Source organism: Pseudomonas thivervalensis (assembly GCF_001269655.1).
Classification (GTDB): domain Bacteria; phylum Pseudomonadota; class Gammaproteobacteria; order Pseudomonadales; family Pseudomonadaceae; genus Aquipseudomonas; species Aquipseudomonas thivervalensis.
On record NZ_LHVE01000020.1, the window covers coordinates 145,740 to 158,217 of the forward strand.

A 12,478-nucleotide genomic window follows, 5' to 3' on the forward strand; every position below is an offset into this window, starting at 1 on the left:
GCCACGGGATGTATTTCATATTCAATGCTGCTGGCGATACCCCTTCAACCACTCGGCAAACGCCTTGTCCTCCAGCGCATAACCGCCCCGGTTGGACTTCCACACCAATTCCTTCTCACGCAGTGCATCAATGCAGGATTGGATGGTCTGGGTACCGGGCACGACTTCGCTGCCCATGCTCCTCAGCGCCTGGCTCACCGCCTCCAGCGTTGAATCGGTGAAGGGCGCGAAAGGCTCGTTGTTCTGTGAGCGCTCGGCCATGACCTGCAGCACGGCCCGTTGCGGCACCGTCAGGGCGTTCCAGGCGCTCTCGAACTCGGTCCAGACGCCGGCGCGGAGCATTTCGGCGCTGTTGCGCAGCAACTCACCCAAATGGCTCGCCTCACCCAGTTCCAAAGCAATTTCGCCAATGACGCTGCGCAACATCTCAGGCCTACGCCCTACCAGCTCAAAAGCCTGGTCGAGGTCATCGGCGTTGAACTGGTTGGTCTGGGCCAGGTGTGCGTTCAAATGGGCGGTATAGGCTTGGGTGAAGGCTTTGCCCAACAAAGGAAACGGCGTGATGCTGGACCCGTAGAACGGTTGGTTGCGGCTCAATACCAAGTGGGCGAGCTTGTCGCGATTGGAACCGGTGAACACCAGCCGCAGGCCGCTTGTATCGCCCTCACGCCCCTGGTTGAGTTGGTCGCGGGCGGCCTTGAGGCCGAACATCGCGTTGACCCCGGCCTCGGTGGTCAAGGCATGCTGGGCTTCATCGATTACCAGCACCACGGTTTTATCCGCGGCACGGTGCAACAGCTCCAGTGCCTGGGTCAGCGTTGCCCCTTCGGGCAGTTGCGGCTGGCTGAAATCCCAGGACAACGTGCGCAAGAAGCTGAGTTTGTCGATGCCCATGGATTTGGCGAGCTTGCGGATGCCTTTCTCATAAGGCACCAGTGCCCCGGCGATGGCCGAAGCGATCAAGTCGGCAGGATCCTTCTCCTTGTTGGCCCAAAGGTCGACGTAGACCGTGAGCCAACCTCGCGTCTCGCATTCGGGAATCAAGTCCTCGCGCAGGAACGTACTTTTTCCGGTACGCCTTGGCGCGGCCAGGAACAGGCCTGAGGTGTAATCCTGGATCCCGGCGCCGGCCAGCCCATCGACAATATTGCGGGCCAGATCGGGGCGCCGGAAAACAAAACCGGGATGCTTGGACATGGTTTTATACTCAATTATGGCGACAGGTATAATTTATAGTCGCGAGTATAATTGAGTATAAATGCCTGTCAAACCAGCTCCCGTCCATCCCCCTGCCGTCGCCGATCCTCTCGAGGGCAGCGCGCGAACCGTGCCCGATAACTGCGAGTGAAGTAGGACGGTGACTCAAAGCCACAGGCAATGCTCACTTCCAACACACTCATGTCGGTCTGGCGTAGCAACTGCCGGGCCTTTTCCAGGCGCAGGCGCAGGTAGAAGTTGCTCGGTGTGTCGTTCAGGTGCAGGCGGAACAGGCGTTCGAGCTGGCGGCGGGTGACGTTGATCGACTCGGCCAGCGCCAAGGTGCTCAGGGGCGGTTCGCTGTGGGCTTCCATCTCGCCGATGACATGCACCAGCTTCTTGTTGCGAATGCCATAACGGTTGGCGATTTCCATGCGCTGGTGGTCTTTGCGCGGACGGATGCGGCCGAGCACGAACTGTTCGCTGACCTGGATCGCCAGCTCCGAACCGTGGGCCTGGCCGATCAGGTCGAGCATCAGGTCGATGGATGCGGTGCCGCCCGCACAAGTGATGCGGCGACGGTCGATTTCGAACAGTTCCTGGGTCACGCCAAGCTGTGGATAAGACTCCTTGAACGCCTCGATCGCTTCCCAATGCAAGGTCACACGATGCCCTTCCAACAGCCCCGCCTCCGCCAGGACCACACTGCCGGTGTCGATGCCGCCCAGGATCACGCCTTCGCTGTCCAACCGATGCAGCCAGCGCTCCAGTGCCGGGGTGGCGAACTTCAGCGGCTCGAACCCCGCCACCACCCAAAGGGTCGCGCCTTTCTTCAGGGGCTCCAATGCGGCATCGGCGTTGACCGACATGCCATTGCTCGCCAGCACCGCCCCGCCATCGGCACTCAGCACATGCCAGCGGTACAGCTCGCCACGAAAGCGATTGGCAACCCGCAACGGCTCGATGGCCGAGATGAAACCGATGGCCGAGAAACCGGGCATCAACAAGAAGTAGAAATCCTGGGACATGGAGCGCACTCGGTTGACGGGCAGCGTGCGGACCTTGATACGCCAGTTGCAACAACCGTTCAAGAGTCGCCGCAGTGCAAGAGCACGTCGCCGCTGTGCGTTTTGCCAGGCGCCGGGCTGCGTAACTTGGCATCACCGGTGCGCAGATGCCGGAACCCATAACAATAAGCTGCCGAGGAACCCGACATGAAACGACTGATCAGCTCCTGTGTACTTGCACTTTGCGGTACCACTTTCCTCAATGGCGCCGCCATGGCCGCCGAGCCCGCCGCGTGCCAGAACGTACGCCTGGGCGTGGTCAACTGGACCGACGTCATCGCCACCAGCGCCCTGACCCAAGTGATGCTCGACGGCCTCGGCTACACGACCAAGCAAACCAGCGCCTCCCAGCAAATCATCTTCGCCGGTATCCGCGACCAGCGCCTGGACCTGTTCCTCGGCTACTGGAACCCGCTGATGACCCAGACCATCACCCCATTCGTCGAGGCCAAGCAGCTCAAGGTCCTGGAGCAGCCCAGCCTCAAGGACGCCCGCGCCACCCTGGCCGTGCCGACCTACCTGGCCGACAAGGGCCTGAAGACCTTCGCCGACATCGCCAAATTCGAAAAAGAATTGGGCGGCAAGATCTACGGCATCGAACCCGGCTCCGGCGCCAACACCCAGATCAAGGCAATGATCGCCAAGAACCAGTTCGGCCTGGGCAAATTCCAATTGGTGGAGTCCAGCGAAGCCGGCATGCTCGCCGCCGTGGACCGTGCCGTGCGGCGCAAGGAAGCCGTGGTGTTCTTCGGCTGGGCGCCGCACCCGATGAACGTCAACGTGCAGATGACTTACCTCACCGGTAGCGACGACGCCCTCGGCCCGAACGAAGGCATGGCCACCGTCTGGACCGTCACTGCGCCGAACTACGCCGAGCAATGCCCGAACGTCGGTCGCTTGCTGAGCAACCTGACCTTCACCGCCGAAGACGAGAGCCGGATGATGCAGCCGCTGCTCGATCACAAGGATCCCCTCGAATCGGCCCGGCAATGGCTCAAGGATCATCCGCAGGACAAGCAGCGCTGGCTCGAAGGCGTGACCACCTTCGACGGCAAGCCGGCCGCCGACAACCTGAAACTCACCAGTAACTGATCAACCTTTATCCCCCTGCGCAGCACCTCATGGCTGCGCAGTGACTCACCACGCCTGAAGGAATCCGCGCCATGAACCACGACGTCATCATCACCTGCGCACTCACCGGTGCTGGCGACACGACCGCCAAGAGCCCGCACGTGCCGGTCACCCCGAAACAGATCGCCGCAGCCGCCGTCGAAGCCGCCAAGGCCGGTGCCACCGTGGTCCACTGCCACGTCCGCGACCCACAGACCGGCAAGTTCAGCCGCGATGTGGCGCTGTACCGCGAAGTGATGGAGCGCATCCGCGAGGCGGACGTGGACATCATCGTCAACCTCACCGCCGGCATGGGCGGCGATCTGGAGATCGGTGCAGGCGAACGGCCGATGGAGTTCGGCCCCAACACCGACCTGGTGGGCCCACTGACCCGCCTGGCCCACGTCGAAGAGCTGTTGCCGGAAATCTGCACGCTGGATTGCGGCACCCTGAACTTCGGCGACGGCGACACTATTTACGTCTCCACCCCGGCGCAACTGCGGGCCGGCGCCAAGCGCATCACTGAGCTGGGGGTCAAGGCCGAGCTGGAGATCTTCGACACCGGCCACCTGTGGTTCGCCAAGCAACTGATCAAGGAAGGCCTGCTGGATAACCCGCTGTTCCAGCTCTGCCTGGGCATCCCGTGGGGCGCACCGGCCGACACCACCACCATGAAAGCCATGGTCGACAACCTGCCGGCGGACGCGGTGTGGGCCGGCTTCGGCATCGGCCGCATGCAAATGCCGATGGCCGCCCAGGCGGTGCTGCTGGGGGGCAACGTGCGGGTCGGGCTGGAAGACAACCTCTGGCTGGACAAAGGCGTGCTCGCCACCAACGGGCAACTGGTGGAACGCGCCGGCGAAATCCTCAGCCGCCTCGGCGCCCGCGTGCTCACCCCGGCTGAAGGCCGCAAGAAAATGGGCCTGGTCCAGCGCGGCTAAACCGAACCTGCGCATACCCCTGTGGGAGCGAGCTCGCTCGCGATAGCGATATTCCTGCCTCCGAAGATGCGTCGGATGTACCGCCGCCATCGCGAGCAAGCTCGCTCCCACAGGTGATCTTCACTCTTTTCAGGACATCACCATGAGCTTTATCACCGACATCAAGACCTTCGCCGCCCTGGGCAGCGGTGTGATCGGCAGCGGCTGGGTCAGCCGAGCCTTGGCCCATGGCCTCGACGTCGTCGCCTGGGACCCGGCGCCGGGTGCCGAGGCGGCGTTGCGTAAACGCGTCGCCAACGCCTGGGGCGCACTGGAGAAACAGGGCCTGGCTCCCGGCGCCTCGCAGGAGCGGCTGCGCTTTGTCGCGACCATCGAAGAATGCGTGCGCGACGCCGACTTCATCCAGGAAAGCGCCCCCGAGCGGCTGGAACTCAAGCTCGAACTGCACGCCCAGATCAGCGCCGCCGCCAAGCCGAACGCTCTGATCGGTTCCAGCACCTCGGGGCTGCTGCCAAGCGAGTTCTATGAAAACTCCACCCATCCGGAACGCTGCGTGGTCGGGCACCCCTTCAACCCGGTCTACCTGTTGCCACTGGTGGAAGTGGTCGGCGGCAAAAACACCGCCCCCGAAGCCGTGCAAGCGGCGATGCAGGTGTATGAATCCCTCGGCATGCGCCCTCTGCACGTGCGCAAGGAAGTCCCCGGCTTCATCGCCGACCGTCTGCTCGAAGCGCTGTGGCGCGAAGCCCTGCACCTGGTCAACGACGGCGTCGCCACCACCGGGGAAATCGACGATGCCATCCGTTTCGGTGCCGGCCTGCGCTGGTCATTCATGGGCACGTTCCTGACCTACACCCTGGCTGGCGGCGATGCCGGCATGCGGCACTTCATGGCCCAGTTCGGCCCGGCGTTGCAACTGCCATGGACCTACCTGCCGGCGCCGGAACTGACCGAGAAGCTGATCGATGATGTGGTGGATGGCACGAGCGAGCAATTGGGCAGCCACAGCATCTCGGCCCTGGAACGCTATCGTGACGATTGCCTGCTGGCGGTGCTGGAGGCGGTGAAGGCCACCAAGCAAAAGCATGGGATGACCTTCAGCGAATAAACATCACCCCTGTGGCGAGGGAGCTTGCTCCCGCTCGGCCGCGAAGCGGTCGTAAAACCGGCGAATGCCATGTGCCTGATACACCGCATACAGCCGGTTTGGGACTGCTTCGCAGTCCAGCGGGAGCAAGCTCCCTCGCCACATTTGTGTACATCAGCGACGATCTGTGGAGTTCAGCATGCCCACCCTCACCACCTACCAAACCCGCATCCTCCCCGAATGGGTCGATTACAACGGCCATCTGCGCGATGCCTTCTACCTGCTGATCTTCAGCTACGCCACCGACGCGCTGATGGACCGGCTCGGCCTGGACAGTCAGAACCGCGAAGCCAGCGGCCACTCGTTGTTCACCCTCGAACTGCACCTCAATTACCTGCACGAAGTGAAGCTCGGGGCCGACGTGCAAGTGCACACGCGCATCATCGGCCACGACGCCAAACGCCTGCACCTCTACCACAGCCTGCACCTGGTCGGCGGCGATAAAGAGCTGGCCGGCAATGAACAGATGCTGCTCCACGTCGACCTGGCCGGCCCGCGTTCGGCGCCTTTCACGGAGCAGACCCTGGCCCGGCTCGACGCCCTGCTCGACGAACAATCCGACCTGCCGCCCCCGACGTACATCGGTCGGGTCATCGCCCTGCCCCCCGCCCGATAAATCTCGAACAGGAGATCGCATGAACACCGCCGCCGCTGTTGCCGACTTCCGCCGTTATCCCCTGATCTTCGCAATGACCGCCGCAGCGCCCTTGACCGACCGGGTACACGTGACGTGGGCCGATGGCCGGACCAGCCCCTTTCATCACCCATGGCTGCGGGACAACTGCCCGTGCGCCCAATGCGTCTACAGTGTCACCCGCGAGCAGGTCCTGGAGATCGTCGACGTTCCTGAAGACATGGCCCCCAGCACGATCCACCTCGACGGCGAAGGCTGCCTGTGCGTGGACTGGCAGGACGGCCACCAGAGCCGTTTCGACCCGGGCTGGTTGCGCGCCCACGCCTACGACGATCAATCCCGGGCCGAACGCCTGGCGAACAAGCCCCGACGCCACCTGTGGCAGCACGACCTGCAACTGCCGGTGTTCGAGCATGCGGCGCTGATGGACGATGCCGAGGCGTTGCTGCAATGGCTTTTGGCGGTGCGCGACATCGGCCTGACCCAAGTGCGCAGCGTGCCCACCGAACCCGGCTCGCTGAAACAGATCGCCCAGCGCATTTCCTTTATCCGCGAAAGCAATTTCGGCGTGCTGTTCAACGTGCAGTCCAAGGCCGATGCCGACAGCAACGCCTACACCGCTTTCAACCTGCCGCTGCACAGCGACTTGCCAACCCGGGAGTTGCAACCGGGGCTACAGTTCTTGCACTGCCTGGTGAACGACGCCGACGGGGGCGAGAGCATTTTTGTCGACGGTTTTGCCATTGCCGAAACCCTGCGCCAGGAAGACCCCGACGCCTTCGACGCGCTTTGCCAGATCCCGGTGGAGTTTCGCAACAAGGACCGCCACAGCGACTACCGCTGCCTGGCACCGATCATCGCCCTGGACGCCCTCGGGCAGGTCTCGGAAATCCGCATGGCGAACTTCCTGCGTGGGCCGTTCGACACTTCGGTGGAGCAGATGCCCAGGCTCTACCACGCCTACCGCCGCTTCATCGCCCTGACCCGCGAGCCGCACTTTCGCCTGGCACGACGCCTCGAACCCGGCCAGCTCTGGTGCTTCGACAACCGCCGCACCCTCCACGCCCGCAACGCCTTCGACCCGGCCTCCGGGGCCCGGCATTTCCAGGGTTGCTATGTGGATCGGGATGAGTTGTTGTCGCGGATTCTGGTGTTGCAGCGTTAGACCGCGTCATCGTTCATCGCGAGCAGGCTCGCTCCCACATTAGGTTTTGTGAACGACACAGAACCCCTGTGGGAGCGAGCCTGCTCGCGATAGCAATCTGTCCTGCAGCCCATCTCCCAGATTCACCGAGGCAAAAAAATCCCCGATCAAGCCGTGACAGGATCGGGGCAGGAGCGTTACCGGAGGAGCCGTCGCGCGAGGGTGACCAAACCATCGTGATTCAGCTTGGGGCCAGTGTGCCCAGTCCAGGCCTGGGCAAGTTAGCCGAAAACGACGCCTCCATAGTCATTCATGCCATTGCGATCATTTGCCCTTGCCGCCGCTTCGGGTGGCTACCAGAATCGAGACACGACCCCAATCCCTGAACAAGGAAAAGCGTCATGATGCACGCCGATTTGATCGACCAGGAAGACCTGCTGGGCCAGCTCAAGGCCATGGGAATGCAAATACCCGGCGGCGCCACTGCCGAGCAGGCATGCGAGTACGCCGTGCGGGGGCTGGACACGGCCCGCGCCAATGAACTGCGCAAGATGGTCAAGGACATGTACACCAGCAGCGCCACTATCCTGCCAGCCGTGCGCCAGGCGATTGATAAGCAGTTGTTGCCTGCGTTGGCCGAATACCAGCAGAACCATAACGCCTGACCTTGTGGCGAGGGAGCTTGCTCCCGCTGGACCGGGCTGGCGCTCCAGCGCGCAGCGGTCCCAAGCTTCTTGGGGCTGCTACGCAGCCCAGCGGGAGCAAGCTCCCTCGCCACAAAAGCCCTCGGTCTTAGAGCCTCACACTGGCAAACGTCGACTCATTGCGCGCCTGACTCAGTGCCGACAGCGGCCCGGACAGAGGTGACAGCACCAGCGCCTGCGGCAACGGCATCATTGCCACCTGTTGTGTGGTGTTGGAGCCGACACGTTCGTCCCGTGGCGGAATGCCGAAGTATTCGCGGTAGCACTTGGAGAAGTGCGGGGTGGAGACGAAGCCGCACACCGAGGCCACCTCGATGATCGACATCGGCGTCTGCTTGAGCAGTTGCCGCGCACGGATCAGCCGCAGCTTGAGGTAATAGCGCGACGGCGAGCAGTGCAGGTATTTCTGGAACAACCGCTCCAACTGACGCCGGGACACGGCGACGTAGACCGCCAGCTCGTCCAGGTCGATCGGCTCTTCGAGGTTGGCTTCCATCAACGCGACGATTTCCTGCAACTTCGGCTGGTTGGTGCCAAGCATGTGCTTGAGCGGCACGCGCTGGTGATCCTGCTCGTTGCGGATACGCTCGTAGACAAACATTTCCGAGATCGCTGCCGACAGCTCGCGACCGTGATCGCGACTGATCAGGTGCAGCATCATGTCCAATGGCGCGGTGCCGCCGGAGCTGGTGAAGCGGTTGCGGTCGAGGGTGAACAGGCGGGTGCTCATCGATACCCGCGGGAAAGCTTCCTGCATCGCCGCCAGGCATTCCCAGTGCACGCTGCAATCGAAACCGTCCAGCAGGCCGGCGCAGGCCAGGGCCCAGCTGCCGGTGCAGACCGCGCCGAGGCGACGGGATTGGCGGGCCTGGCCTTGCAGCCATGACACGTGCTCACGGGTCACGGTGCGCTGGATGCCGATGCCGCCACAGACGATAACGGTGTCCAAGGGCGGTGCCTTGTGCATGGAGGCGTCGGGGGTGATCTGCAAGCCGTCGCTGGCCCAGACCTGGCCGCCGTCGACCGTAAGGGTGGTCCAGCGATACAGCTCGCGACCGGACAATTGGTTGGCCATGCGTAGCGGTTCCACCGCGGACGCCAGGGAAATCAGCGTGAAATTGTCCAGCAGCAAAAAGCCGATGGATTGAGGCGCACGGTTCTGGGGTTGGGCCCCGGAGTTGGACGTCGTCATCGCGGTATCTCCTCACACAAAGCGGGTGATGGCCTCAGGCGGAGGCTCTTGTTATTGCCCATCATTCTCTTGCGTGAGACGGGGCTTTATCGGGATAGAGCAATTGCCATGCCTAAAATTGAATGTGCGTTCAATAAATCCTGAAAACGACATCGCGGCCTGTCTATATAAGGCGCGCGTCGAGTACGGATTTTAGACGCCATCAATCGCAGCAGGCACCTGTCACAGCGGGCTGTGAGCAGTTCGGTAGCACTTGTGGGAACTGGGCTGCGCCGCTTGCGCAAGGAGTAGCACCACAGGGGCGGATGACGGACGGTCGAGCGCGATTCGGCGGCTGGCTCGACAACAAGGGCCTTGTCTGTTTGCGACGCGCTAAAAGGTGGCGCGTTTGCGAGTGGGTGTTCATTTTACGAGCGGTTTCCTCGATACCCGTGGCGAGGGAGCTTGCTCCCGCTGGGCTGCGAAGCAGACCTGAAGCGCAGACTTTGGTGTGTCAGAAAAAATGCAAAGGGGCGCTACGCGCCCCAGCGGGAGCAAGCTCCCTCGCCACAGGATTATTTGCGGCGCCTTAATCAGCACTCCACCGCACTGACCGCCAAGCCACCGCGCGAAGTCTCTTTATATTTGTCATGCATGTCGGCACCGGTGTCACGCATGGTGCGGATCACCCGATCCAGGGAGATGAAATGCTGGCCATCCCCGCGCAGGGCCATCTGTGCGGCGTTGATGGCCTTGACCGCGGCGATCGCATTGCGCTCGATGCACGGCACCTGCACCAGACCACCCACTGGGTCGCAGGTCAGGCCGAGGTTATGTTCCAGGCCGATTTCCGCCGCGTTGCACAGTTGTTCCGGCGTGGCCCCGAGGATCTCCGCCAGGCCCGCGGCCGCCATGGCGCAGGCCGACCCCACCTCGCCCTGGCAACCGACCTCGGCGCCGGAGATCGAGGCGTTCTTTTTACACAGAATCCCGACGGCCGCCGCACCAAGGAAATAATCCACCACGTTGGCGTCGGTGACCGCTTCGCTGAACTTCATGAAGTAATGCAGCACCGCCGGGATGATCCCCGCCGCACCGTTGGTCGGCGCCGTGACCATGCGCCCACCGGCGGCGTTCTCCTCGTTGACCGCCAGGGCGAACAAGTTGACCCACTCCATGGCGCTGAGGGTCGAGCCGATGACATTGGGCTTGTTCAGCTCTTGCAGGCTGCGGTGCAACTTGGCCGCCCGCCGACGCACGTTCAAACCGCCCGGCAGGATGCCCTCGTGCTTGAGGCCTTGCTCGACACAATCCTGCATGGCCCGCCACAGCGTCATCAGGCCACTGCGAATCTCTTCTTCGGAACGCCAGACCTTTTCATTGGCCAGCATCAACTCGGCGACCCGCAAATTGTGGGTACGACACAACTCAAGCAATTCTTCGGCGCTGGAGAAATCGTACGGCAACTCGGTACGATCCAGGTCCACCACGCCGCTGGAGGCCTGGGCCTGGTCGACGACAAAGCCCCCGCCAACCGAGTAATACGTGTCGCGGTGCAGCTCGCCGTCGGCGCCCTCGGCCACCAGCGTCATCGCATTGGGGTGGAACGGCAAGTTCTCGTCGATCAGGCGCATGTCCCGGGACCATACGAACGGCACCGGCAGGCGACCGTCGAGCAGCAGGGTCTGGGTTTCACGCAGCAACTCGATGCGTGGGCCGATCTGCGACGGGTCGATTGCGTCCGGCCACTCCCCCATCAGCCCCATGATCACAGCGTTGTCGCTGCCGTGGCCGATGCCGGTGGCCGACAATGAACCGAACAACTGCACCTCGACCCGGCCCACATCATTGAGCAGTGCCTTGCCCTTCAACGCTTCAACAAACAGCGCCGCGGCACGCATGGGGCCCACGGTGTGGGAACTGGACGGGCCGATACCGATTTTGAACAAGTCGAAAACGCTGATTGCCATTGCCGATAACCTCCAGAACAGGCACATCCGGGCGCAGGAGCGTCCGGTGACGGAGCTGCTACGCTCAACGCCGGGATGGCCGCATCATCCGGTTTTTGCCTGGGTGCCCGACGTCTGACACCGACGCAATCATGCCCAGCAACGCCGCCCCTCCCTGCCCCCGGTTTTGCGGCGTTTTTCTGCGTGTCAGAGGCCCATCGGGGGCGGAAAAAATCTGTAAACGACGTCACCGACACTGGATGCGACCATCCCTGTACTGGATACGACCCACCCTGTAGGCGTCAGATTTGCACTGGTACATGATCGGTTACGGCTCGTTTGCAAGGCCGCGTGTCAGAAGAGTGCCCACGCGCCACCAACCGCAACATCCATAAGCGCGGTTGTCCTGACCGGACACCGCCGATAAAACACCAGGAGTCCACCCATGAAAGGTTCCAAGCCGTTGTTGTTGGCCGCCATGCTGAGTCTTCCGATGCTGGCCAACGCTGCAGAACCCGAAAAGTGCAGCACCGTCAACTTCTCCGATGTCGGCTGGACCGACATCACCGTGACCACGGCGACCACCAGCGTGGTACTTGACGCGTTGGGCTACAAGACCAAGACCACCATGATTTCCGTGCCGGTGACCTACAAGTCCCTGGCCGATGGCAAGAACATGGATGTGTTCCTCGGCAACTGGATGCCGACCATGGAAAACGACATCAAGGCCTACCGCGAAGCCGGCACCGTGGAAACCCTGCGCGCCAACCTGGAGAACGCCAAGTACACCCTGGCCGTTCCCGAAGAGCTGTATAACAAAGGCCTCAAGGATTTCGCCGACATCGCCAAGTTCAAGAAAGAACTGGACGGCAAGATCTACGGCATCGAACCGGGCAACGACGGCAACCGCCTGATCCAGAGCATGATCGACAAGAACGCCTTCGGCCTCAAGGACGCCGGTTTCAAGGTCGTCGAGTCCAGCGAAGCCGGCATGCTTTCGCAAGTCGACCGGGCCCAGCGTCGCAGCACCGCGGTAGTGTTCCTGGGCTGGGAACCGCATCCGATGAACACCCGCTTCAAGATGAAATACCTCACCGGTGGCGATGAGTATTTCGGCCCGAACTTCGGCCAGGCAACCATCTATACCAATACCCGCAAGGGCTACGCCCAGGAATGCAGCAACGTTGGTCAGTTGCTGAAAAACCTGGTCTTCACCCTAGACATGGAAAGCACGCTGATGGGCAACGTGCTCGACGACAAGATGAAACCAGAGGCCGCCGCCAAGGCCTGGCTGAAGAAAAACCCACAGGTACTCGATACCTGGCTCGCTGGCGTGACCACCATTGACGGAAAACCTGGCCTGGACGCCGTGAAAGCCAAGCTTGCGCAATAACTGCTTATGTTATGCCGGGCG

General features: G+C 62.4%; 11 protein-coding genes. 7 read left to right on the plus strand and 4 right to left on the minus strand.

From position 1 onward, the window contains the following. Window positions 1-21: 21 nt before the first annotated feature. Together AD659_RS25615 and AD659_RS25620 are read right to left on the minus strand one after the other, a co-directional pair. Window positions 22-1,197, minus strand: coding sequence for an AAA family ATPase (locus AD659_RS25615; protein WP_053126070.1), 1,176 nt, complete (start codon window positions 1,195-1,197; stop codon window positions 22-24). A gap of 68 nt (window positions 1,198-1,265) precedes the next feature. Further along, the gene (locus AD659_RS25620) at window positions 1,266-2,225 is read right to left on the minus strand and encodes a GlxA family transcriptional regulator (protein WP_053126072.1); all 960 of its coding nucleotides are present in this window, start codon (window positions 2,223-2,225) and stop codon (window positions 1,266-1,268) included. Window positions 2,226-2,411: 186 nt separating this feature from the next. Here AD659_RS25620 and choX point away from each other — a divergent pair, with 186 nt between their 5' ends. The 6 genes from choX (at window position 2,412) to AD659_RS25650 (ending at window position 7,905) form a co-directional block, all read left to right on the plus strand. Continuing rightward, window positions 2,412-3,356 (plus strand): choline ABC transporter substrate-binding protein, encoded by a 945-nt coding sequence (choX, locus tag AD659_RS25625; protein WP_053126074.1) that lies wholly within the window; start codon window positions 2,412-2,414, stop codon window positions 3,354-3,356. Between the two features lie 71 nt (window positions 3,357-3,427). Then, window positions 3,428-4,315, plus strand: coding sequence for a 3-dehydrocarnitine:acetyl-CoA trimethylamine transferase CdhC (cdhC, locus tag AD659_RS25630; RefSeq protein WP_045157164.1), 888 nt, complete (start codon window positions 3,428-3,430; stop codon window positions 4,313-4,315). Between the two features lie 142 nt (window positions 4,316-4,457). Beyond that, window positions 4,458-5,423, plus strand: coding sequence for an L-carnitine dehydrogenase (locus AD659_RS25635; RefSeq protein ID WP_053126076.1), 966 nt, complete (start codon window positions 4,458-4,460; stop codon window positions 5,421-5,423). A gap of 178 nt (window positions 5,424-5,601) precedes the next feature. After that, window positions 5,602-6,078 (plus strand): thioesterase family protein, encoded by a 477-nt coding sequence (locus AD659_RS25640; RefSeq protein WP_053126078.1) that lies wholly within the window; start codon window positions 5,602-5,604, stop codon window positions 6,076-6,078. A gap of 19 nt (window positions 6,079-6,097) precedes the next feature. Continuing rightward, window positions 6,098-7,261: a gamma-butyrobetaine dioxygenase gene (locus tag AD659_RS25645; protein ID WP_053126080.1), complete on the plus strand. Its 1,164-nt coding sequence runs from the start codon at window positions 6,098-6,100 to the stop codon at window positions 7,259-7,261. Between the two features lie 380 nt (window positions 7,262-7,641). Beyond that, entirely contained in the window at window positions 7,642-7,905 is a 264-nt protein-coding gene (locus tag AD659_RS25650) for a hypothetical protein (RefSeq protein ID WP_053126082.1), read from the plus strand. A 127-nt stretch (window positions 7,906-8,032) separates the two neighbouring features. Here AD659_RS25650 and gbdR read toward each other — a convergent pair whose 3' ends face one another. Next, entirely contained in the window at window positions 8,033-9,136 is a 1,104-nt protein-coding gene (gbdR, locus tag AD659_RS25655) for a choline metabolism transcriptional regulator GbdR (protein WP_042731607.1), read from the minus strand. A gap of 572 nt (window positions 9,137-9,708) precedes the next feature. Further along, complete coding sequence (locus tag AD659_RS25660) at window positions 9,709-11,085, minus strand: L-serine ammonia-lyase (protein ID WP_053126086.1); 1,377 nt, start codon at window positions 11,083-11,085, stop codon at window positions 9,709-9,711. Window positions 11,086-11,509: 424 nt separating this feature from the next. Here AD659_RS25660 and AD659_RS25665 point away from each other — a divergent pair, with 424 nt between their 5' ends. Next, window positions 11,510-12,457, plus strand: coding sequence for a choline ABC transporter substrate-binding protein (locus AD659_RS25665; protein ID WP_053126089.1), 948 nt, complete (start codon window positions 11,510-11,512; stop codon window positions 12,455-12,457). Window positions 12,458-12,478 lie beyond the last annotated feature (21 nt).